The sequence below is a fragment of the Solitalea canadensis DSM 3403 genome (assembly GCF_000242635.2).
GTDB lineage: Bacteria > Bacteroidota > Bacteroidia > Sphingobacteriales > Sphingobacteriaceae > Solitalea > Solitalea canadensis.
This window is the reverse complement of sequence record NC_017770.1, coordinates 4,088,760-4,111,949: the sequence shown is the minus strand read 5'-3', so window position 1 is coordinate 4,111,949 and position 23,190 is coordinate 4,088,760. Positions and strand designations below refer to the sequence as shown.

The 23,190-nt window shown below is 35.6% G+C and carries 18 protein-coding genes; 11 read left to right on the top strand and 7 right to left on the bottom strand.

Going from position 1 to position 23,190, the window contains the following annotated elements; translation table 11 throughout:
• Nucleotides 1-6: 6 nt before the first annotated feature.
• The 5 genes from SOLCA_RS17090 (at nt 7) to SOLCA_RS17070 (ending at nt 9,078) form a co-directional block, all read left to right on the top strand.
• On the top strand, nt 7-2,157 hold the full coding sequence (locus tag SOLCA_RS17090; protein ID WP_014681717.1) for a M1 family metallopeptidase: 2,151 nt from the start codon (nt 7-9) through the stop codon (nt 2,155-2,157).
• Between the two features lie 118 nt (nt 2,158-2,275).
• Entirely contained in the window at nt 2,276-2,740 is a 465-nt protein-coding gene (locus SOLCA_RS17085; RefSeq protein ID WP_014681716.1) for a ribosome maturation factor RimP, read from the top strand.
• Nucleotides 2,741-2,810: 70 nt separating this feature from the next.
• The gene (gene nusA, locus SOLCA_RS17080; RefSeq protein WP_014681715.1) at nt 2,811-4,052 is read left to right on the top strand and encodes a transcription termination factor NusA; all 1,242 of its coding nucleotides are present in this window, start codon (nt 2,811-2,813) and stop codon (nt 4,050-4,052) included.
• 236 nt (nt 4,053-4,288) lie between these two features.
• Nucleotides 4,289-7,453 (top strand): translation initiation factor IF-2, encoded by a 3,165-nt coding sequence (gene infB / locus SOLCA_RS17075; RefSeq protein WP_014681714.1) that lies wholly within the window; start codon nt 4,289-4,291, stop codon nt 7,451-7,453.
• Nucleotides 7,454-7,668: 215 nt separating this feature from the next.
• Nucleotides 7,669-9,078, top strand: a complete 1,410-nt coding sequence (locus tag SOLCA_RS17070; RefSeq protein ID WP_014681713.1) for an FG-GAP repeat domain-containing protein — start codon at nt 7,669-7,671, stop codon at nt 9,076-9,078.
• 223 nt (nt 9,079-9,301) lie between these two features.
• Here the strand turns inward: SOLCA_RS17070 and SOLCA_RS17065 are convergent, their stop codons facing one another.
• The 3 genes from SOLCA_RS17065 to SOLCA_RS17055 form a co-directional block, all read right to left on the bottom strand.
• Nucleotides 9,302-10,450, bottom strand: coding sequence for a glycosyltransferase (locus tag SOLCA_RS17065; protein ID WP_014681712.1), 1,149 nt, complete (start codon nt 10,448-10,450; stop codon nt 9,302-9,304).
• 38 nt (nt 10,451-10,488) lie between these two features.
• The gene (locus SOLCA_RS17060; RefSeq protein WP_014681711.1) at nt 10,489-11,592 is read right to left on the bottom strand and encodes a glycoside hydrolase family 99-like domain-containing protein; all 1,104 of its coding nucleotides are present in this window, start codon (nt 11,590-11,592) and stop codon (nt 10,489-10,491) included.
• Between the two features lie 114 nt (nt 11,593-11,706).
• Complete coding sequence (locus SOLCA_RS17055) at nt 11,707-12,651, bottom strand: glycosyltransferase family 2 protein (RefSeq protein WP_014681710.1); 945 nt, start codon at nt 12,649-12,651, stop codon at nt 11,707-11,709.
• A gap of 301 nt (nt 12,652-12,952) precedes the next feature.
• Between SOLCA_RS17055 and SOLCA_RS17050 the strand changes: the two genes are divergently transcribed.
• Entirely contained in the window at nt 12,953-14,101 is a 1,149-nt protein-coding gene (locus tag SOLCA_RS17050) for a glycosyltransferase family 4 protein (RefSeq protein ID WP_014681709.1), read from the top strand.
• A gap of 36 nt (nt 14,102-14,137) precedes the next feature.
• Here SOLCA_RS17050 and SOLCA_RS17045 read toward each other — a convergent pair whose 3' ends face one another.
• Genes SOLCA_RS17045 through SOLCA_RS17035 form a run of 3 tightly spaced genes read right to left on the bottom strand, consistent with a single transcriptional unit; the run spans nt 14,138 to nt 17,800 of the window.
• Complete coding sequence (locus tag SOLCA_RS17045; protein WP_014681708.1) at nt 14,138-15,148, bottom strand: glycosyltransferase; 1,011 nt, start codon at nt 15,146-15,148, stop codon at nt 14,138-14,140.
• 37 nt (nt 15,149-15,185) lie between these two features.
• Nucleotides 15,186-17,027, bottom strand: a complete 1,842-nt coding sequence (locus SOLCA_RS17040) for an ABC transporter ATP-binding protein (RefSeq protein ID WP_014681707.1) — start codon at nt 17,025-17,027, stop codon at nt 15,186-15,188.
• Nucleotides 17,028-17,044: 17 nt separating this feature from the next.
• Entirely contained in the window at nt 17,045-17,800 is a 756-nt protein-coding gene (locus SOLCA_RS17035; protein WP_014681706.1) for a glycosyltransferase family 2 protein, read from the bottom strand.
• Between the two features lie 128 nt (nt 17,801-17,928).
• On the opposite strand from SOLCA_RS17035, the gene meaB reads away from it, so the two are divergent.
• Nucleotides 17,929-18,846, top strand: a complete 918-nt coding sequence (gene meaB, locus SOLCA_RS17030; RefSeq protein ID WP_014681705.1) for a methylmalonyl Co-A mutase-associated GTPase MeaB — start codon at nt 17,929-17,931, stop codon at nt 18,844-18,846.
• 25 nt (nt 18,847-18,871) lie between these two features.
• Here the strand turns inward: meaB and SOLCA_RS17025 are convergent, their stop codons facing one another.
• The gene (locus tag SOLCA_RS17025; protein ID WP_014681704.1) at nt 18,872-20,164 is read right to left on the bottom strand and encodes an aminopeptidase P family protein; all 1,293 of its coding nucleotides are present in this window, start codon (nt 20,162-20,164) and stop codon (nt 18,872-18,874) included.
• Nucleotides 20,165-20,320: 156 nt separating this feature from the next.
• On the opposite strand from SOLCA_RS17025, the gene SOLCA_RS17020 reads away from it, so the two are divergent.
• From SOLCA_RS17020 to SOLCA_RS17010, 4 genes are all read left to right on the top strand, one after another.
• A complete protein-coding gene (locus SOLCA_RS17020; protein ID WP_014681703.1) occupies nt 20,321-21,580 on the top strand; it encodes an OmpA family protein in 1,260 nt (419 codons plus the stop codon).
• 115 nt (nt 21,581-21,695) lie between these two features.
• Entirely contained in the window at nt 21,696-21,836 is a 141-nt protein-coding gene (locus SOLCA_RS23840; RefSeq protein WP_014681702.1) for a DUF6728 family protein, read from the top strand.
• A 55-nt stretch (nt 21,837-21,891) separates the two neighbouring features.
• Nucleotides 21,892-22,272: a RidA family protein gene (locus tag SOLCA_RS17015; protein ID WP_014681701.1), complete on the top strand. Its 381-nt coding sequence runs from the start codon at nt 21,892-21,894 to the stop codon at nt 22,270-22,272.
• A gap of 6 nt (nt 22,273-22,278) precedes the next feature.
• Complete coding sequence (locus SOLCA_RS17010; protein ID WP_014681700.1) at nt 22,279-23,190, top strand: EamA family transporter; 912 nt, start codon at nt 22,279-22,281, stop codon at nt 23,188-23,190.

Sequence of the window (23,190 nt, the reverse complement as noted above, 5' to 3'; positions counted from 1 at the left end):
AGAAGCATGATCAAAAAACATTTATTAGTAACTGGTGCGATATTTATTTCACTGGCAGCATGTTCATCAACAAAACACATACAGTTGCCAGAAATGGTTGTTAGTGCGAATTCTAATCAAACTTTGACAAAAACTGACTCTCTTCACAAGAATAGAGTGTATTTTGCGACGTACACATCCATCAATGATTTGATCAGTACTAAGCTAGATTTAAAGTTTAATTGGGATAGTGCCTTTGTTTTGGGTAAAGCCCAGTTAAAATTTAAACCATACTTCTATCCAACGGATTCATTGAAATTAAGTGCCAAGGGTTTTAAAATTAATGAAGTAGCATTAATTACATCGGGAGGGAAGCAGTCTCTTAAGTACGATTACGATGGTAAATCGATTAAGGTAAAATTGGATAAAACCTATACACGGAATGATGAGTACACGATTGCTGTGGATTACGTAGCCATGCCTAACAAGATCATTGTGAAGGGAAGTGAAGCTATTACTCAAGACAAAGGGTTATACTTTATCAATAATGATGGTAAAGATCCTGAGAAACCTAAACAAATATGGACTCAGGGTGAGACTGAAGCTAATTCGTGTTGGTTTCCTACAATTGATGGACCGCAAGAAAAGCACACACAGGAAATTTCACTTACAGTTGACAAAAAATATGTAACACTGTCAAATGGATTAATGATCACTTCAAAAGACAATGGAGATGGTACACATACTGATACTTGGAAACAAGATAAAATGCACAGTACTTATCTTACAATGATAGCTGTAGGTGACTTTGCAGTTGTAAAGGATAAATGGAGAAATATTGAGGTGAATTACTATGTGGAGCCGAAGTTCGAAAAGTATGCAAAGCTCGTTTTTGGCAATACGCCAGAAATGATAGAATTCTATTCAAAAAAAATGGGTGTAGATTATGCGTGGGATAAATATTCACAAATTGTAGTCCGCGATTTTGTTTCTGGAGCTATGGAAAATACCTCAGCAACTGTCCATTTTGATCGCCTAAATATGACAGATCGTGAGTACTTAGATGAAACACATGAGGATATTATCTGTCACGAATTATTTCACCATTGGTTTGGCGATCTTGTGACATGTGAATCGTGGCCAAATTTGCCATTAAATGAGTCGTTTGCGACCTATGGAGAATACTTGTGGTATGAATATAAGTATGGAAGAGCTGAAGCTGATATTAAGAGCCAAATGGATATGATGGCCTATGTTAGTTCAAAGGATGATGCATCAAAGGATTTGATTCGCTTTAATCTCGATGATCGGGAAAAAATGTTTGATTTGGTCTCCTATCAAAAGGGTGGTCGAGTTTTGCACATGCTTCGCAAATATGTTGGTGATGATGCATTCTTTACGGCACTGAAGAATTACCTGAACGACCACCGGTTCTCAACTGCTGAGATTCATGATCTGAGAATGGCATTTGAAAAAGTTACGGGTGAAGACCTTAACTGGTTCTTTAATCAATGGTTTTTAGCGGCCGGTCATCCAGAATTAAGTGTAGCAACAACCTATAATGAAGCAACAAAACAGGTGGAAATTAATGTTGCTCAGTTGCAAAACTTTGATAATTCACCATTGTATAAGCTTCCTGTAGATGTTGATTTTTATGTTGATGGAAAGGTTGAACGTAAACGAGTTGTTATTAATAAAGCAGCACAGAAATTTACCTTCAACTATGATAAAAAGCCATTGGTAGTAAACTTTGATGCCGAGAAAATGTTGCTAGGCTTGAAACGCGAGACTAAAACACGCGAAGAGTGGATAGCTTTATACAATAATGCGCCCTTATTTATGGATAAAATAGAAGCGCTTTCAAATCTTGAATATTACAGCTCATTTTCTGATGTACAGGAAATTCTTAGAAAGGCATTAAGCGATAAAGTTTGGGGTGTTCGTATTTTTGCTGTTCAAAGTGTTGCCGGATTAACAGCTGAAGCTAAAGAACAATTCTATCCTCTTATGGTTAATTTGGCTAAGACCGATAGTAAATCCTACGTTCGTGCTGCAGCATTAGGCATTCTGTCACAAGTGTATAAATCAAAGGATAACAAAACAGTATATACTGAAGCCACTAAAGATAAATCACCAATGGTAGAAGAAACCGCAAGGCAATTACTGAACACTAAATAATCTTTGTAAGCCGTTGAAAGTAAAAGGTTTTGCATTGAACTAAAAAAATAGTATCTTTGCACTGCAAAAGAGAAAAAAGAGGGGACAGAGTCCCCTCTTTTGTTTATTAAGCAATTAGATGAGTGCAGTAATTAATAGAGTAACATCCTTAGTTGAGGAAAAAATTGCCGGTACAGATTTGTTTATTGTCGACATTAAAATGTTGCCAAACAATAAATTAATGATCCTTATAGATGGTGATAAAGGGGTAGAGATTGATAAATGTGCAGCAATTAGCAGACATGTTGGTTTTCATGTTGAAGAAGAAAACTTAATTGATCACGCTTACACCTTAGAAGTTTCTTCGCCTGGTTTAGATTATCCATTAAAACTTAATCGTCAGTTTGTGAAAAATATTGGGCGTACTGTTGTGATAAAGTTCAATGACGGATCTAAGAAAGAAGGGAAACTTATTGCAGCTACAGATTCAGCAGTTACAATTGAAGAAACTGTAAAAGAGAAAGGCAAAAAAGCGCTACAGGTTGAAAATCAATATACTTTTGATCAAATTACTGAGATTAAGGTAACTGTAAGCTTTAAATAGAATATAATTAAGTAAAAGACATATTGAGTAGTCCGCGAGGATTATTAATTACAGATAAGTTTTAAAAAAAATGAGTAGTAATATCAATTTGATCGACTCTTTTTCGGAGTTTAAGCAATTTAAAAACATCGACAGACCAACGATGATGAGCGTGTTGGAAGACGTTTTCCGTAGCATGTTACGTCGTAAATATGGTACCGATGAAAACTGCGACGTGATTTTGAACACCGAAAATGGAGACCTTGAGATTTGGCGTACACGTAAAGTAATGGAAGATGGGTTTTCAGAAGATGATGCACTTGAAGTAGAGCTTGCTGAAGCAAAACTTATTGATCCTGATTTAGAGGTTGGGGATGATGCCATTGAACAGATCACTCTTGAAAGTTTTGGACGCCGTGCTATTTTAGCGGCTCGTCAGACCTTGGTTTCGAGAATCATGGAGCTTGAGAAAGACGATATTTACAAAAAATATAAAGATCGTGTTGGAGAGATAGTAGTGGGTGAGGTTTATCAGGTATGGAAAAAAGAAATTTTAGTACTTGATGAAGAAGGTAATGAGTTGTTGCTTCCTAAAACGGAGCAAATTCCTGCCGATTTCTACAAAAAAGGAGATAGTATCCGTGCGGTTGTTGCAAAGGTTGAAATGATCAACAATAACCCGAAAATTATTATTTCTCGTACAGCTCCTGCTTTCTTACAGCGTTTATTTGAGCTGGAAGTCCCTGAAATTTTTGACGGACTTATCAGTATCAAGAAAATTGTTCGTGAGCCGGGAGAGCGCGCTAAAGTCGCAGTTGAATCTTTTGATGATCGTATTGATCCGGTTGGTGCTTGTGTAGGTATGAAAGGTTCTCGTATTCACGGTATTGTTCGTGAATTAAGAAATGAGAATATTGACGTTATTAACTACACCAATAATGCGTCATTGTATATCACTCGTGCTTTGAGTCCAGCTAAAATTACCACTATTAAGATTAATGAAGACAAAAAACATGCTTCAGTATTCCTAAAACCAGACCAGGTATCATTGGCAATTGGTAAAGGTGGTCATAACATTAAATTGGCCGGTAAATTGACGGGATATGAGATAGATGTATTCCGTGATGCGGAAGATGAAGATGAGGAAGACGTTGACTTAGAAGAATTCTCAGATGAAATTGATAGCTGGGTAATTGATGAGTTAAAAGCAATTGGTTGTGATAGTGCTAAAAGTGTATTGGCACTTTCTGTAGCTGAGCTTGTAAAACGTACAGATCTGGAAGAAGAAACTATTAAAGAAGTATTGCAGGTTCTTCGTTCAGAATTTGAATAAATCATAATATTTAAGGATTTAGAATAGGCTTTCTATTCTAAATCCTTAAAACTTAGTCTAAAGCCAAAGGATTTTAGCATATTTGTTGCGGTTGTTGTGATGATAACCTTGTTAAAGTTGCCTCTGTTAATCAACATGCAATGCTATAATAATAAGATAATCAGTTAAATAAGCTTTAATAGATATTAACTGAGAACTTATAACTATTTTTACAGTCGAAATTCTAAACGTACGGAATGTCAGAAGACAAACAATATCAATTATTTAAAGTAGCAAAGGAACTCAATATCGGCCTTAATACAGCTGTTGATCACCTTAATAAGAAAGGTTATGCGGTGGATGGGAAACCTACAACCAAGATCAACGACGAGATGTATGCTGTGTTGCAGAAGGAGTTCCAGCTTGGAAAAATTATTAAGGAAGAGGCTAAGCATATTCATGTGGGAAAGGTACGTCGTGACGAAGTATCTATCGATGAAACGCTATTAGAAAAGCCAAAAATTAAAGAGGAGGAGACAGAGGAGATTTTAATTAAAAATATTACTCATGCTCAGCCTGTTGTCGAAAAACAAAAAGAAGAATCCAGAGTAGTAGAACCTACTCCGGCTCAACCAACTACTTCGGGTCCGGAAATTACTCCGGTTACAGAGAACGAAGATATTCCAGGTGTTAAAGTTGTCGGAAAAATCGATCTTGACGCTTTAAATCCTAAGAAAAAGCTTGTCAAAGATGAACCAGTTGTAGAAAAACAGGTTCAGAATGAAGAACAGACAGTTAAGCAAGAAAAAGAAAAAAGCTTACCTGTTGAGGTTTCTGAAGAAAAGCCGGTAGTTGAAGCGAAAACTGAAAAGCCGGTGGAAATTAAAGAACCAAAACAGGAAATTGTGCAAGAATTAAAAACTCCTGTTCATGAGACCAAGCAAACTGAGAAACCAGTTCAGGTTGAGAACAGGCCAAAAGCAGAAACTGCCCCTGCTAAAGAGGAAGCGGCAGCTTCGGAAGATGAAGTAATTCGCGCCCGTGCACAACGGTTAAGCGGACCAAACATCGTTGGAAAAATTCAGTTACCAGTTGAACGTAAAAGTCAGCCAGTAGCGTCATCTTCTGACAATGATCGCCATAAACGTAAACGTAAGCGCAAAGATGGTGGTCAGCAGGGTGGTCATGGCCAACAACAGGGCACCAATCAAGGTCAAGGACAAGGTGGTCAGGGCCAAGGTGGAGGACAAGGACAAGGCGGACAACGTCAGGGTGGTCATTTCAATCGCCAAGGTGGTCAAGGACAAGGCGGACAACGTCAGGGTCAAGGCGGCGGACAAGGACAAGGCGGAGGCCAACATCAAGGTGGTGGTCAAGGTCAGGGTCAGGGTCAAGGCCAACACGGAGGAGGACAGCGTCATGGTCACGGCGGTGAAAGAAGATTTGATAGAAATCAACCAAATCGTCACGATAACCGTGGAACAGGCAATGCTCGTCCGGAGAAAGAAGAAATTGACGAGAAAAAAGTTCAAGAACAAATCAAGCAAACGCTTGCTAAACTTACCGGAGCCGGTAAAAGCAAATTTGCAGCGGGACGTAAGCACCGTCGTCAGAAACGTGATGACTATGCACAATCTCGTGAAGAGCAAATGATGCAAGACGAACTTGAATCGAAAATATTAAAAGTAACAGAGTTCGTTACTGCAAACGAATTAGCGAATATGATGGATGTTCCAGTAACAAAAGTTATTGCAACATGTATGTCATTAGGTATGTTCGTTTCAATTAACCAACGTCTGGATGCTGAAACATTAACAATCGTTGCCGATGAATTCGGATATACTGTAGAGTTTGTTACTGCAGATGTTCAGGAAGAGTTAGAAGAGGATGTTGATGATCCGGCAGACTTAGTTGATCGTTCACCAATTGTTACTGTAATGGGTCACGTTGACCACGGTAAAACTTCATTGCTTGACTTTATTCGTAAGGCTAACGTTATTGCTGGTGAGGCAGGAGGGATTACCCAGCACATCGGAGCATATGAAGTGAAATTAGAGAACGGCAAGAAAATTACTTTCCTTGATACTCCAGGTCACGAGGCATTTACAGCCATGCGTGCACGTGGTGCCAAGATTACAGACATTGCGATTATTGTAATTGCTGCAGACGATGCCGTAATGCCTCAAACAGTAGAGGCGATCAATCACGCTCAGGCAGCAGGGGTTCCTATTGTATTTGCGTTCAATAAGATTGATAGGGAAGGAGCTAATGCAGACAGAATACGTGAGCAACTTTCAGCAATGAATATCTTAGTTGAGGAGTGGGGTGGTAAGTATCAAACTCAAGAGATCTCAGCTAAAAAAGGATTAAACATTGAACTTTTATTAGAGAAAGTATTACTCGAAGCAGAGTTATTAGAATTAAAGGCTAACCCTAATAGAAGAGCTGTCGGTACAGTAATTGAAGCAGCTTTGGATAAAGGCCGTGGTATTGTTACTACAGTGCTTATTCAGACAGGAACATTGAACATGGGAGATCCTATTTTAGCAGGTTCTTATCATGGTAGAGTTAAGGCAATGTTCAATGAGCGTGGTGTTAAGGTTGAGAAGGCAGGCCCTTCAGCGCCAGTATTAGTACTGGGTATGCAAGGTGCTCCTCAGGCGGGTGATAAGTTTATTGAGGCTAAATCTGAGCAGGACGCAAAAGAAATTGCAAACAAACGTATGCAGTTATTGCGTGAGCAAGGGTTACGTACTCAAAAACATATTACATTGGATGAGATCGGTCGTCGTTTGGCTATCGGTAACTTCAAGGAGCTTAATATTATCGTTAAAGGTGACGTGGATGGTTCTGTTGAGGCATTATCAGACTCATTACTGAAACTTTCAACTGAAGAGATTCAGGTTAATATCATTCACAAATCGGTTGGTCAGATTTCAGAGTCTGATGTATTGTTAGCATCAGCTTCAGACGCGATTATCATTGGTTTCCAGGTTCGTCCTTCTGCCAGTGCGCGTAAGCTTGCAGAACAAGAGCAAATCGATATCCGCATGTACTCGGTTATCTACAAAGCTATTGAAGAAATCAAGTTGGCGATGGAAGGCATGCTTTCTCCTGAAATTGAAGAGAAAGTGGTTGCTAACGTTGAAATTCGTGAAACCTTCAAAATTAGTAAAGTTGGTACCATTGCAGGATGTATGGTATTGGATGGTAAGATCAACCGTAATAGTAAAATCCGCATAGTGCGTGATGGAGTAGTGGTTCACAATGGCGAACTTGAATCATTAAAACGTTTCAAAGACGACGTAAAAGAAGTTGCTGCCGGTTACGAATGTGGTTTGAATATTAAAGGATTCAATGACATCAAAGAAGGTGACATCATCGAAGCATACGAAGAAGTAGAAGTAAAACGTAAGTTATAATCATTCTTCATTCAGATATAAAATGCCCGACCTAACAGTCGGGCATTTTTTGTTTCCACTCTTTTTGTTGCAACAAAAAGATCGACAATAGGCCTTCGTTAAGAGTTTGTGTAACAAAAATAATTGCAGTTTGGGGCAATATTGATTTATTAAGTAACATAGCAACAGTTTAAATCTTCCCGGGAAAAACATATTAACATCTAATTACACATTTTATGAAAATTTCATTAAAGAGCCTTTTAGGGCTACTTATGGTTTGTCTATCTTTTGTTTCTTGTAAGAAAGAGGAAATAGGTCCAATTAGGGAAACAATTAATAACACCAACAATAAAGGAATAATAGTTAACGCTTATATTGATTCTTTATCTGTTAATGATAGTAAAAGTATAGAACGAATACCTGGTTCCTTTCCTAATGGTACAATTTATCCCAGTATTGAGTTAATCGGAATTAATTTGGAATACTATACCTATCGTGTTAAGTTAAACTATGAAGCGCCTAATCCAGGTATTACAGAATGGCAATTCTCTATCGGACCAACGGGTGATTTCTTTTATATATATAAAACAACTCATGGCGAAAATGTTGCAGACGTAAAAATTCCTTATCCTATAACAGGACCTTTAAATGTCGAGGTTCGGTGTACCTATACTACGTATGATCCTAATATTGAGCCAAACCCTAAACCGCATACAATTAAAGGTGGATTTTGCCAGATTGATGTTTTGAGTTTTTATCCCTCAACAATAAGATCCTTTCCGAATTATGGATCTTCATCTGATGCAATTGCAGTACCAGCCGATTATGATGGAGATGGAAAGACTGATCTAAGTATTAAAGATAAAGCTGGCGTATGGTATATTGATTATGCTTCTAATGGATTCGGGAATTGGGACTCTTCTTTTTCTGGTTATGGTACATCTGTTGGGGCAGTACCGGTTCCTGAAGATTACGATGGAGACGGAAAAGCTGACTTAAGTATTAAAGATTCAAATACCGGAATATGGTATATCGACTATGCATCCAATGGTTTTGGACGATTTGATGTTTCTTATGGTGGTTATGGATCTAGCTCAACTGATATTCCTTGTCCTGCCGATTATGATGGCGATGGGAAAGCAGATTTATCCATAAGAAATGGCCAAGGTAAATGGAATATTGACTATGCATCAAATGGATTTGGTAAATGGGATATCAATTATAGTAATTACGGCTTCACAGGTCAAGAATTTCCAGTTCCTGCGGATTATGACGGCGACGGCAAGGCAGATTTGAGTATTAAGAATTCAACTAATGGAATATGGTATATTGATTATGCATCTAATGGATTTGGGGCATGGGATATGTCATTTAATGGTTATGGTTCAAGCTCATCGGATAAACCTTGTCCAGCCGATTATGATGGCGATGGAAAGGCAGATTTAGCAATTAGAAATAACAAAGGTGAATGGTATATTGACTACGCAAAAGATCAATTTGGAAAATTTAATGCTGTAGCCTATGGATTTGGCGATTCTATGTCGCATAATGCACAAGCTGATTACGACGGCGATGGAAAAGCTAATTTGAGTGTAAAACAAAATGATGGAGTTTGGGTAATTAATTATGCAAAACCACAATTATAAAGGCTATTATTTAGTAACATTCTTCTTAAAACACTAGGCTCATGCTTAGTAACTAATACATTTCAATTTAAATGGGAGTAGGCATTAGTCTACTACCATTTTGCAGAAGGTGTGTATTGCAATGTAGGGTCCTGTTGCATCGTATGGGAGTGTCAAGACCAATCTTGCCAATGTCTAGGATGTATGCAGAATTTATTATGATTAGTCAAAATCTTAATGATATCTAAAGTGGTAATTCAAGTACCCTCTTAATTTCTGAATCTAGTTTATATGAATATTTTTCTAAATTGAAGGTATCATTGGCCCATTTATTTGCTTGTTCAGATAATCTTTCTCTTAGTTTACTATCTTTTGTTAAAATTATTTTCTTTGCTAAATCTTCAATATTGCCATACTGATAAAGTATGCCATTAAAGTTATCTCTTATTAATTCGGTGTTAGCTCCAGTGTCCGAAGCTATAACTACTACACCCATTTTCATTGCCTCTATTGTAATTCTACCAAAAGCTTCACACCGTGAACAAACAAGGGCAACATTTGCACGCGAATAGTAAGGTGACGTGTTTTTCGCAAAGTTAACTAATTCAACATGTTCTTCCAGAGAGTTCTTCTTAATGTACTCTCTTACTTGCGATGAGTAGCTGTCTTCCCCTGAACCTATTAATGTAAGTGTTATATTTTCATTGTTTTGCTTTAATATATTCAGCGCTTTAATGGCGTCTAATTGACCTTTCCCAGGAGCAAAACGTCCAGAGAGAATTAATCTTAATGAATTCTCTTTAGCTTTATTTGATGGAATAGTACTTGTAAATTCAACAGATTGATAGACAACAGAACGCTTATTTTGCTCAATACATCTTTTAAATTTTGAATCTAAAAAATAAGAATTCAAAAAAACAGATTGGGATAATGAATTTACCATTCGTAATGAAAACCTTTTTCCCAATAAAAAATGAAATCCATGATCTTCGTCACCAAGTTCATGTAAATACCAGATGTGTTTTTTTTGTGCAAACTTACTTCCTATGGCTGCGCAAGGTGTCGTTAATGTGTTAGTTATAACAATGTCGGGATCTATTAGCTTGATATATTTGTAATTAATCCAAATATTTTTTAATAAAACAAAAAAGCGTTTTATCTTATGTAAAAATGTGAGTTTCTTTCGACATAGCCACCAGGGCTCAACTTCATTAGTGATATAATGTTTTTTTAAAAAAGGTAAGCACATTTCTATAATAGGACCCTCATAAGGGAATAGCGCATACAATTCATAGCCTCGCAAGGAAAGAGCTTTTATGGTTTCAAAAAGTGCTCTTTCGGCTCCATTTAAAGTACTTCCATGAGAAATTATTAGCAGTTTATGTTTTTTCATGGTTATTTTGTCTTGATATAGGGATAATGAAATTGGAGTTATCTCGATTCAACAACTTTTTTAGTTTCTTCTAAATAGGCTTTACCCCATTTAATGCAAGGTTCTAAATGACAACCCTCAGCCCATTCATTCCAAGCGTTTATAAAAAACAATTGTTCCCCATCACTGAAATTTTCTTTGGTATAATCAATAATATCTTTTAACCACACGGAATAAGATTTTGGGCTCGAATTAATGAATATCGTGGCGTTAGATTTTCTTCGAGCAGAATTATCCCAACCAGGGCAAATCGCTCGGAATCTTTTATATGTAGGAACAGGTCTATTGGTCATTAAATCAATCAAATCCCTGTAGTCATAAATATTATTATTTAAATCTGCTCTTGTTTGAATCTTTAATTTGTCAAGCACCTTAGTTGTAAGATATTTTGCGACATTTTTTTTGTATGTCTTTTTTAACTGTCCTGAAAAACTGGGAGCGAATTCCATTGCAGCATCGAATCCATGAGATTCAGGATTTACATTTGTTACAAAATTCTCAACTCTAATTAGGTAGATATCTTCAAATCCTTCTTTTCGGACCTCTTCTCTCCACATCTTTGTACATTCATTTATTTGTGGATGAAGCTCTGATCTGTAAACTAACAGAACAGGTTTATTTTCAATCTTAATGTATCTGTCATCTTTGAAAAAGGTGATGAGGTATTTAATGTGCTCTAAATCATCCTGTATGGTATGATCTTGTTTAATTAACACTTCTTCTTCCAGCCCATCCCATCTTCTGGTCCAATTTTCATTTGCCCAACAAAGACAAAAAGGAAAATCAGGTGTTTTGTTTTTTAACAAATTATGTAATGGAGTTTCTAATAGAAGTTTACCATTAAACCAATAATGATAAAAGCAAAAACCATAAATACCATGCTCTTGTGCAAGCTTGGCCTGCTCAATTAACGTGTCATGTAATCTTAGGTCATAAAACCCTAAATCTGTAGGTAAATGTGGTTGATAATGACCTTTAAATTTCGGCAGAGATTTAGTAACATTTGTCCATTCTGTAAATCCTTGTCCCCACCATTCATTGTTTTCTTTTATTGGATGAAATTGTGGTAAATATATTGCAATTGGTTTTATTTTATTGTTCATTTTATTGAGATTGTAATCTATTAAAATTGAAGGTAAAAATGCCTCAAATAGCTGTGATTGTGGGATGTGTTTTTTAGGGTGAGATTAATGCCTTTAAATCAGGATTAATATTTATCAATGACTAACAATGTCAGTTAACTTAAGGCCCCTGCAATAGCGTTGCAGGAACAGGACTTTTTTCAGTCTTGATGATATATGAAGTGGAAATAAATCACTAAAGTTTTTCAGAATAATTCTAAACAATGTTGCAGAATAATACCCTGTCATTTTTTTTCTGAAAGCTTCTGTCAATCTATTCAAAAAAGCCTGATCTTTTACTGATAAACCTTTGTATTCCTTAAAGCTATTAAGTTGATTGAAAATAGTTGTAGTCTCTATCCTGTACTTATTTTTTCTACTCTCCTGGATTTTTACGGTTTCCTTATTCATGACAGAAGATTTATGTATCCTATAATTTGTCAGAACCATTGGACAATAAACCAGTTGATTTTCGTATAGCATAACGAATCCCATCCACCAATCATAGAAAATATTAGGAGGAAAGGGCAGGAAATAGGCTAACATTTCCTTTCTAAATAGAATTGTGTGTCCGGTTACGAAATTGCTTAATAAGATATTTCTATAAGTTTCATACGTTTCTTTTTTTCTGTCCTGATCAATTAGGAGAGTATTTAATGAGATATCGTTTTCATCTATAAATAATGAATTAGAAAAGACCATGCCTTTATCTCCCAGTGAATTAATAAGTGTTTCTATTTTATTAGGTAACCAAATATCATCTTGGTCACTAATTGCAATAAAATCACCAGTGCAGAGATTTATTGCTTGCTCAAAGTTCTTATTAAAACCTATATTTTTTTCGTTTACAAATAGCTTGATTCGCGGATCGGAAGAAAGGAAAGCCTTTATAATACTAACGGTTTGGTCGTTTGAACAATCATCAACAATTATAATCTCTAAATTTTTATAAGTTTGGTTAATTATACTTGTAAGCTGTTTCGAAATATATTTTTCACCATTGTAAGAACAAAGAGCAATTGAAATAAGTGGATAATTCATACTAATTTAGGCGCTGATTATCTTTTCAGAACCATGTAAATTTTTATGCAAAGAAATAAAAAAGAAATTGAAATGTTATGTTGTTTTAGGAGAAGTCTCGCTTATGTAAAATAAAACACATGACATTCCATGTTTAAATAAGGCTTTATTTAGAGCCTGAGGCAGAACGAAGCGACATCAAACAAAAATGATCAGGACTGGATTCTAAAAACAGTTAGGTTGAGTTGTAGTTAGTTAAGTCTTGTAATTTTTCTACCAATATTAATGATTGGATATCAAGTATTAAATAATAAAGCAGTTAATGAGTAACAAATCAATCTTATTTATTTCGTTATTAAAAGGCGCATCTTGGGGCGGTAGTGAGCAATTGTGGTATAAAACAGCATTGTATGCTGCTCAAAATGGGTATCAGGTAAGTTGTGCGATTTTTGATTTAAAAGGGAAGGAAGATAAGCTGGATGTCTTACGACAAGCAGGGTGTACAATTGTTTTACTTCCTTTTAGTGAAAAGAAAAGACAGTTTTTTAAAAAATTATATTATAAATTATTCTCCAAACATGTAACTAACTATAAACTTAATAAAGTTGTAAATGATTTAAAAAAACATTATTACGACTATATTGTGATTAATCAATCTGGATTTATGGACATTGTAAATGATCCATGGAACGATATAGATTTTAAATGTAAGGTTAGTTCATTAGTATACCATAACTACATTGAGAAGTATGTATTTTCAACTTCAAAGGCCGATAAAATGAGAAAAAGACTTAATGCTGTTTCTCACAATTTGTTTGCTGCCAATCATATGCATCATGTACTTTCCAAACAATTGAACTTTTCTATTCCTAATTCTGAATTAATTTATAATCCAATAGCTTTTGAGTCAAAATATTCCGATTTGGCAGTTTCAGAGAATGAAAGTTTAAAAATGATTATGCTGGCAGCCCTGATTTCTTCTACCAAGTCACAGGATTGTTTAATAACAGTATTGTCTTCTGAGAAATGGAAAAAACGTGATTGGATATTAGAGTTTTATGGTAATGGGCCGGATAAAGAGCAGTTAGAAAAAATGATTGCAAAGGCAGAACTTGGTAATAAAGTGTTTTTACGTGGATTTACTAAAGATGTACAAGAAGTGATAAATAATGCACATGTTTTATTACAGATAACACGTCAGGATGCGATGCCAATTGCAGTTATAGAAGCCATGGCAGTAGGAAGACCAATAATTGCGAGCCGTATTGGCGATATGCCTAAATGGGTATTGGAGAATGAAAATGGATGGATTGCGGAAGATACCTCCTATGATGAAATTGATAGAGTTTTAGAGCTGTTGTGGCTCAACAAAATGAACTTGCAAAAAATGGGGAAAAGAAGTTTTGAATTATTTGAAAGTAAATTTCCTCAGAACGTAGAACAGCGTTTCTTAGATCAAATTACAAACTAAGATAGATATTGAATTGAAAAATGGTTGATAATCCCATCAACCACTTTTCAATTTATTTTTATGATCAGGGATTTTCCTTAAATTCCCTTTAAGAATCATTATTTTATTATACATATTCAAAAATTCAGTTTTGTAACTTCTCAGTGAATGTAAATAACCTAAATTGTAAGCTAAGCGAGCTTTTCTTCCTGACTTGCTAAAATGAAATAAGTATTGTCTTACAATTCTTAAATAACAACTCATTAATTGACGTTGAAAATAGAAAAGCCCTAGGGACCTGTTTTTGTGTGCCAAAACATATAATCTTAGAATAGGTCTAGCTGCTCCGATTCCTTTTCTAAGGGAACATAGGTAGTCAAAGGTTAAACGTTTTCTTGTAAGAAAGTGTTCAAATGTTAAATCATTATTATACCTGATTTTTACTCTTAATAATTGAAGAGCAAAGATCATTTCAGTATCCTCTCCTGCTAACAGAATTGATTTTGTTCGTCCAACTAAAAGCGGACTAAACCCACCTGCATAAAGGGTATCTAAATGACATTTTCTTATTCCTATACCAGCGCCATAAATATTTTTAAGTTTTGAAAATGCACCCTTTTGTTTTCCAATAGCATAATTCATTGCAAATTCATCAAACCAATCGGGTTTATCGATTTCAAAAACAGCAATACCTCGTCCGGCAACAACTGCTATACGTTCATTTTTTTCAAACTCATCAACAACAGTATGTACATAGTGTGCAGAGAGCCTGTTGTCATCATCGCAAAAGATAAGAAAGTCTCCGGAAGATTCTGAGATACCTTTTTCTCTTGCATGAATTAATCCTGGATTTGGCTCTTGAACAACCTTCAATGTAAATGGACAATTTAACTTGTCCCAAACATTCTTAGCAAAAGCAGTTGTATTATCATTACTATTATTATCTACAAGTATTATTTCCCATTTAAAGCTCTCTGTTTTTTCTTGTAATGCTAATGCCTTTAATGTTGGTTCTAACAAATGAGTGCTGTTATAACAACAAATTATGACACTTAATTTAGTTTCCATGCGTGGTTTGGTGGTTAGTTATTGCATTTATGAGAGATTAAGCCTCGGTTGTGAATGATTGCATGTTAACCAATTTATAATAAAGGCCTTCTTTTTCTATAAGTTCATTATGGGATCCTTCTTCAAGAACTTTGCCTTGTTCAAGAACAATAATTTTATCTGCATTTTTAATCGTACTTAATCTATGTGCAATAATTAATGAAGTTCTATTTTGCATCAAATTATTCAATGCGTCCTGAACCAATTTTTCGGATTCTGTATCTAAAGCAGATGTAGCTTCATCTAACAACATAATTGGCGGGTTGGCTAAAACAGCTCTAGCTATACACAAGCGTTGGCGTTGCCCACCGGATAGTTTTGCACCACGATCACCTACATTGGTATCATACCCTTTATCGGAGTTAACAATGAACTGATGCGCATTGGCGATTTTGGCTGCGGCAACAACTTCCTCCATTGTTGCATCAAGTTTGCCAAATGCTATATTGTTGAAGATTGTGTCATTAAATAATAATGATTCCTGAGGAACAATGCCTATTTGGCCTCTAATCGAATCTACTTGTAATTCTCGTAAATCAGTTCCATCAAACAATATTGATCCTTCCTTAATATCATAAAAACGAGGAACTAAATCACAAATTGTAGTTTTTCCACTTCCTGATGGGCCCACCAATGCAACTGTTTGCCCCTTTTCTACAGTAAAGCTTACATTGTCAAGAACTAACTTTTCATGATAAGAAAAACTGACGTTCTTAAATTCAATTTTATTATTAAATGCATCAGCAATAAGTGCATTTTCTTTATCAACAATCGGAATAGGAGTATTGATAAGATCCAACACTCTTTCTCCGGCAGCCAGTCCTTGATGAATTTGTGTAAAAGCTTCAGAGATAGCCTTAGCAGGTCTGGTTACTTGTGAAAAAATAGCAATGTAAACGATAAACTGAGATGCGGTAAGTCCTGAGTCTTGACTGTTCAGGATGATATTCCCTCCATATAGGAGTATTCCCGCCACAGTTGCAATACCTAAGAATTCGGAAAGGGGAGATGCCATTTGCTGGCGTTTCACCATTGATCTTGAAAGCTTAGAATATTGTTTGTTCTCATTTGTAAATCGATCTTTGATAAATGCAGTTGCATTAAATGCCTTAATAATTTTAATGCCGGATAATGCCTCATCCAGGAAACTTATCATATTGCCAAAACGCTCTTGTGACTCTTTAGCCTGTTGACGTAGTCTTTTCACAATGCCGGCAATTAACAAGCCGGAAACCGGAACAACAAGTAATGAAAACAGCGTAAGTCTTGTAGATATTTCAAATAATGCATAGAAGAATGCAATTAGCTGAAGGGGCTCTTTAAAAATAACCTGTAATGTGCTGGTTACTGTAAATTGCACTACTTGCACATCAGAAGCTACTTTGGAAATTATATCTCCTTTTCTTTCATTATTAAAGTAACCAATATTAAGGTTCATAATATTATTGAAAACAGATACTCGTAAGTTTTCAATCGTATGAATTCTTAACTCTTCCATAATCCGTTGAGAAATATATCGGAATAAGTTGGCTAAAAATGCTGAAGAAATAATGATTATGCATACAAACTCAAGAGTTCCGAATTTACCTTTTGTAATAGCAGCTTCATTGAAGTAATGATAAAACAGATTTTTAAAATAATCTGTACTAAGGCTAAACTCTGGCAATGGTATGTGCTGAATTGTATCAGCCCCACTTTTGAATAATGTTTCTAAAAGCGGAATTAAAAGAGCAAGGTTAAGCGTTCCGAATATTACAGCTAGAAGTGTGGTAAGTATATAGGGAATTGCAAATTTTCCAATGGGTCTTGCAAATGAAAGTAAACGAAGGTAGGTCTTCATTATTTAATAGTGATAAATCAGTTAACAGAAGATTTTTTTAATGCCAATTTATACTTCAAAAAAGTATAGTAGGCGCCTTGAGAATAAACAATAAAGCCGGCCTTGCCATCCAAAAAGCCAGCTTTTAAGAAGTAGTTTTTAATAAAATATACCAGGGGACTAAATACTGTTTTTAAAAAAAGAAAAACCTTGGATTTATCTTTTCTGTCTTCAGCAAGTAATTCTGCATATTTCTTGTACTTTCTGACTAAATCTTCTTTACTATAATACGAATAATGTAATAAGTTACCTTTCAGATGAATGCGCTTGATATCTGCAGGTATTAAAAGTTCTTCGTGAGCTGCTGCTGTGTTCCACTCTATATTTCGAGGATAGATACGGTCTTTTGTATCTGGGTACCAATCGCCATGTTTTATCCATTTTCCACAGAAATTGGTTAGCCTGTTAAAACGGTAAACAGCGTCTAATCCATTTTTGCGTGCCTCAATTATGTTATTTCTTAATAATTCAGAAATTTCCTCATCAGCATCAAGTGATAAAATATATTCATTCGTAGCTAAAGTAGATCCATAATTTTTTGTAGGACCATATCCCAACCACTGAGTGGAATAGAATTTTACTGGATATCTTTTACAAATATTTTCAGTGTTATCAGTACTTTGTGAATCAACAATAATAATTTCGTCTACCCAATCAACCAATGCTTTAATGCACCGCTCAATATTGCGTTCTTCATTATATGTTATTATTACTGCACTTAACTTATGATGCATAGAGTATTTAAAAAACTTTTAAAGCGCAAAGGTAAAAATTAAAAACAGTTTGAGAGGATATTCTGGTACTCCTTATATGACGGTGAATCGTAATTATTTATTTATTTTGAAAACAAAACAAATAATCGATGAAAGAAAATACCTTCATGGACGAAATCACTAAAGGAAACTTTCGTGCAATTTCAAGAGCGATAAGTTTAGTTGAAAATGAATCTGAAGGTTCAAGAGAATTGTTGTTAAAGCTTGATTTTTCGAAGAAAGTGCCTGTAATTGGTATTACGGGGCCTCCAGGAGCCGGTAAAAGTACATTGGTTAATATGTTAATACGTCATATCACTAATGCGGGTAAAAAGGTAGGAATAGTAGCAATTGACCCAACTTCCCCCTTTAATTACGGTTCTCTATTAGGCGACAGAATTAGAATGGTAGAGCATTTCAATAATGATAGCGTCTTCATAAGATCACTTGCTACAAGAGGTTCCTTAGGTGGCTTGTCTACTAAAACCATTGAAGTTGTTGATATCATGAAAGCGGCGTCATTCGATTATATTTTAGTTGAAACGGTTGGAGTTGGACAGTCAGAAGTAGAAATTGTTGGGTTGGCTGATACAACAATTGTAGTTCTTGTCCCAGAAGCTGGCGATGAAATCCAAACAATTAAATCGGGCTTGATGGAAATCGCAGATATTTTTGTTGTAAACAAAGCCGACCATATTGGTGCAGACGAATTTGCAGGAAATATTAAAAAACTCCTACATCAGCGTCCTCAGTCGAATTGGAGTGTTCCTGTTGTAAAGACGATAGCAGACAAAAACGAAGGCATTGGGGAATTGTTTGCACATATCGAGCAACATCATCCTGTTTCAGAAAACACAAAAAAACCTTTTCTATTAGTGGAAAAGGCATTTAAATTAATACAGCAAAACAGGATGAGAAACATCCGGAGAGCTGACCTATTAAAATCGATATTGGCAAATCTGGGAAATGATAACTTTAACCTGTATAGATTTGTTAAACAATTTGATAATAAAGAGATTGAGAGTTAAGGAGTTCTCAATCTCTTTATTGTTTTTAATTAACGTTCATTAATTCTTCAATTTCTTCTGCATCAACCGGAATATTTTTCATTAAATCAATATTGCCCTCTTTGGTAATTAGAATGTTATTTTCAAGACGAATGCCCAATCCTTCTTCCAGTATGTAAATTCCAGGTTCACAAGTTAATATGTTTCCAGCTTGAAAAGGTGTGTAACGGTTGCTGATGTCATGTACATCTAAACCAAGATGGTGAGAGGTTCCATGCATGAAGTACTTTTTATAAGCTGGGTTCTTCGGATCTTGTTTTTCAATATCATGCCTGTCAATAAGTCCTAACTTTACGAGTTCAGCTTCCATTATTTTACCCACCTCTTCATGGTAATCATTCCATATTGTGCCTGAAACCAGAAGTTTAGTAGCTTCCTTCATTACATGATGCACAGAATTGTAAACAGCTTTTTGACGTGCCGAGAATCTGCCATTTACAGGAATAGAGCGTGACATATCAGCATTGTAATTTCCGTAGGTAGCCCCAAAATCAAAAAGGATCACATCTCCATTATTACAAATTTGATTATTATCATTATAGTGGAGCACACATGCATTTTTCCCTGAAGCAATGATTGGGTTATAGGCGTGTCCTGTTGCCCTATTTCTGATGAATTCATGTATAATTTCTGCCTCAATTTCATATTCTGTCACACCCGGACTGACAAAATTTAAAACTCTTCTGAATGCTTTTTCTGTAATGTCACAAGATAGCTGTGTAAGCTGTACTTCGATAGCTGATTTTACCATTCGGAGATCACACATAATCGGTGCTGAACGGAGATAATTAAAATGAGGATATTTCTGATTCAGTTCTTGAGCAAATCGAAGATCACGATACGGAACAGTATGAACATACCGGTCGTTTTCATTTGTGTTTAAATACACATTATCAGCATAATGTATAATTGATGGGAGTAATCCTTCGAACTCTTCAAGCCAAAATATTGTTGATATTCCAGATGTTTCACGAGCTTCCGCCTTCGTATATTTATGACCCTCCCAAATAGCTATATGTTCACTTGTTTTTTTGAGAAAAAGAACCTCTTTATAGAGTGGATTCGGGCAATCGGGAAATAGTAACAATATTGTTTGTTCTTGGTCAATTCCGCACAAGTAAAATAAATCGGCATTCTGTTTGAAAGGGAATGTCTGATCGCCACTTTGAGGGCACTCATCATTTGCATTAAATATAGCAAGGGATTTTGGGCGTAAATTTTTATTAAATCTCTTTCTGTTTTCGATAAACAAATTGTTATTAATATTTGTATATTTCATAATGATTATTTGTTTTTTAGGTAATTATAACCGTAAGTAAAACTGGAACGATTTTTGGCTAAGTTATGTAATTAAGGAAAAAGTTCTATATTTGCATGGCATTTACGCTAATTTTTTATCAGAACAATATATATTCTAATTAATATTTGATCGACTATGAACAAATCTACTTTTAAAAAGGTAGCAGCATTGACGCTGGTTGCAGCGTTTGGCGGGCTATCAGCGTTTGCCCAGGATGGGGGCGCTAAAGTGTTTGGAGGAGCCAAACAGTTCAGAACATGGTCAATAGGAATCAATGGTGGAGTTGCTGCTCCAGTTATTTTCTTAGGTGGCCATAATGATTACAATGAGTGGGATGCTAACTTCGGTTACGGTGCTTACATTCAAAAGCAAATTACTCATGCATTCGGTTTGAAATTAGATTACCAAGGTGGTAAAGTTTCTGGTACTTATAATGGTAACACAAACGGCCAAGTTAATCCTGGTTTTCCTAGTTTCGAAACTACTATCAACTATGCAGCTTCATTACAAGCTCAAATTGATTTAACCAGCTTATTATTAAAACGTGATAGCAAAGTTGCGTTATATGTACAAGGTGGTTACGGTTTAACCGGATACGATCCAGGTGATGGTGCAAAACGTACTGAGCAGTTTATCCCTGTTGGCGGTGGTTTGAAATTCAAATTATCTGAAGGTATTAACTTAGATTTAGGTTATACCATGAATTTCTTAGATGCTGACAACTTAGACAGAACTTGGTTTGGTCCTACTAACGACAAATGGTCATACGGTTATGCTGGTTTAAGCTTTGCATTAGGAAACAAATCTAAGAAAAACTTAGACTGGGTTAATCCATATGCTTTGATGTATGATGAGTTGAAAGACAACGAATTACGTCAAGAAGTTGAAGCTCTTAAATCACGTGTAGCTGCTACCGAAGGTGATGTTTCTAATATTAAGAAAGATTCTGACGGTGACGGTGTATCTGATGTATTTGACAAAGAGCCTAACACTCCAGCTGGTAATGTTGTTGACGGTGCAGGTCGTACTATTGTATTCCCTAAACAAGAAGTTGCTCCAACTCCTGAAGCACCAAGCAATACTATCCAGTTTGACTTTAACTCTGATAAATTACGTCCAGAGTCAGCTCCAGCTATCGAAAACTTAGCTAGCGAATTAAAATCATCTAACGGTAAATTATTGTTAGAAGGTCACGCTTCTGCTGAAGGTACTGAAGCTTATAACATGGATCTTTCTAAACGTCGTGCAACTTCAGTTAAGAAAGCTTTAGTTAAAGCTGGTGTAAAATCAGGTAACATCACTACTAAAGGTTACGGCGAAACTCGTCCGGTAGCTTCTAACGATACTGAAGAAGGTCGTCAGAAAAACCGTCGTGTTGAGTTCAAACAACAATAATCGTAACACGATATGATTAAAAAAAAGGAGTCCAATTGGACTCCTTTTTTATTTGGTACTAATTTATAGTTGATAAAGTTCTATTTTTGTGGTTAAGGTTAATTATTAGCTAAACATGTATTTCTTTCGTAAAAAAGACCCCAATCGTCCAATTAACTTTAATCTAAGGGTGATGCATTGGATTAACCGAATCGCAATTATTATGTTCTTGGCAGGGGTAATTTATAAGATCATCGACTTGCTAACGCGTAAATAAGCGGATTTGGCTATCAACTTCAAATCAAATACTCAAATAATAAACAGATATTCTAATGAAAGTAATTGTAAATACCACAAATGCACCTGCTCCGATTGGTCCATACAGTCAGGCTGTATGGGCAGGTAATATACTGTTTGTATCCGGACAGATTGCTATTGATCCGGAGACAAATGAAGTTTTAACCGGTGATGTTGCTAATGAAACTCGTCAAGTAATGAAAAATCTGGCAGCAATTCTAAAAGAAGCAGGTTTATCATTTGATAATGTTGTTAAAACCGGAATTTTCTTAAAAAGTATGGCCGATTTTGCTGTTGTGAATGAGATTTATGGAAGTTATTTAAGCGGAAATTACCCTGCTCGTGAGACTGTTGAAGTAGCAGGCCTTCCCAAAAATGTAAGTGTTGAAATATCTGTTGTTGCCGTTAAATTTTAACAAATCTTGAAAGAAGACGGAAATCAGTCCAACTTAAAATACTTTATTGCTGCCATTATTTCTCCTGTAATATGGGGATTTATGGCAGTATTAGTAAGAAATCTTAAAAGTTATCCCCCCAATCAAATATTAAATTATAGAGTTTTTGCCTCATTATCCATTTTGTGGTTAGTGGTATTAGTATTTAGGAAAGCCTATTTAAGGCAAGATCTCGCTTATTACAAACAGCAAACCTCGAACAAAAAGTACTTTTGGGGGATATTATTTTTGTCAAGTGTATTGTTAACTGGTAATTGGTTGTCATATATCTATCTGGTCAATTATATCAGTGTTCAGGCAGGGGCATTTGCTTACATGGTTTGCCCTCTATTAACAGCTATCGGAGCTTTCTTTATATTAAAGGAAAAGCTTAGTTCTCTAAAATGGATTGCGATAAGCATCAGTATAGTGAGTGCAATCATACTTGGATGGGGACACCCGATGGAAGTATTTTGGTCTTTCTTTGTCGCTATTTTGTTTGCTGGTTATCTTATCGTACAGCGAAGTATACAAGGGTTTAATAAACTTAATCTCCTCGGTTTACAGTTGTTACTATCCTGCTTATTTATTATCCCACTTGAGGTAATCAATCATCATACAGTTCCCGTAACAATTGGCTTTTGGGTTAATATTTTAATACTTGCTGTGGTATTTACTATTATTCCTTTATTTTTAAGTTTATACTCCATGATCAAGATACCTGCATCTACTGCTGGAATTCTGATCTACATTAATCCGATAATAGCATTTGCAGTGGCCTACTTTTATTATAATGAAGGCTTTACAACACAAAAGCTAATATCTTACAGTTTGTTAGGGGTTGCCGTGGTACTTTTTAATTGGGAATATTTAAAGAGAATACTTCCCAAAATGGCGTAG

Coding starts and splice junctions, on each gene's coding strand:
- SOLCA_RS17090 (WP_014681717.1), top strand. CDS start 7: ATGATCAAAAAACATTTATTAGTAACTGGTGCGATATTTATTTCACTG.
- SOLCA_RS17085 (WP_014681716.1), top strand. CDS start 2,276: ATGAGTGCAGTAATTAATAGAGTAACATCCTTAGTTGAGGAAAAAATT.
- nusA (WP_014681715.1), top strand. CDS start 2,811: ATGAGTAGTAATATCAATTTGATCGACTCTTTTTCGGAGTTTAAGCAA.
- infB (WP_014681714.1), top strand. CDS start 4,289: ATGTCAGAAGACAAACAATATCAATTATTTAAAGTAGCAAAGGAACTC.
- SOLCA_RS17070 (WP_014681713.1), top strand. CDS start 7,669: ATGAAAATTTCATTAAAGAGCCTTTTAGGGCTACTTATGGTTTGTCTA.
- SOLCA_RS17065 (WP_014681712.1), bottom strand. CDS start 10,450: ATGAAAAAACATAAACTGCTAATAATTTCTCATGGAAGTACTTTAAAT.
- SOLCA_RS17060 (WP_014681711.1), bottom strand. CDS start 11,592: ATGAACAATAAAATAAAACCAATTGCAATATATTTACCACAATTTCAT.
- SOLCA_RS17055 (WP_014681710.1), bottom strand. CDS start 12,651: ATGAATTATCCACTTATTTCAATTGCTCTTTGTTCTTACAATGGTGAA.
- SOLCA_RS17050 (WP_014681709.1), top strand. CDS start 12,953: ATGAGTAACAAATCAATCTTATTTATTTCGTTATTAAAAGGCGCATCT.
- SOLCA_RS17045 (WP_014681708.1), bottom strand. CDS start 15,148: ATGGAAACTAAATTAAGTGTCATAATTTGTTGTTATAACAGCACTCAT.
- SOLCA_RS17040 (WP_014681707.1), bottom strand. CDS start 17,027: ATGAAGACCTACCTTCGTTTACTTTCATTTGCAAGACCCATTGGAAAA.
- SOLCA_RS17035 (WP_014681706.1), bottom strand. CDS start 17,800: ATGCATCATAAGTTAAGTGCAGTAATAATAACATATAATGAAGAACGC.
- meaB (WP_014681705.1), top strand. CDS start 17,929: ATGAAAGAAAATACCTTCATGGACGAAATCACTAAAGGAAACTTTCGT.
- SOLCA_RS17025 (WP_014681704.1), bottom strand. CDS start 20,164: ATGAAATATACAAATATTAATAACAATTTGTTTATCGAAAACAGAAAG.
- SOLCA_RS17020 (WP_014681703.1), top strand. CDS start 20,321: ATGAACAAATCTACTTTTAAAAAGGTAGCAGCATTGACGCTGGTTGCA.
- SOLCA_RS23840 (WP_014681702.1), top strand. CDS start 21,696: ATGTATTTCTTTCGTAAAAAAGACCCCAATCGTCCAATTAACTTTAAT.
- SOLCA_RS17015 (WP_014681701.1), top strand. CDS start 21,892: ATGAAAGTAATTGTAAATACCACAAATGCACCTGCTCCGATTGGTCCA.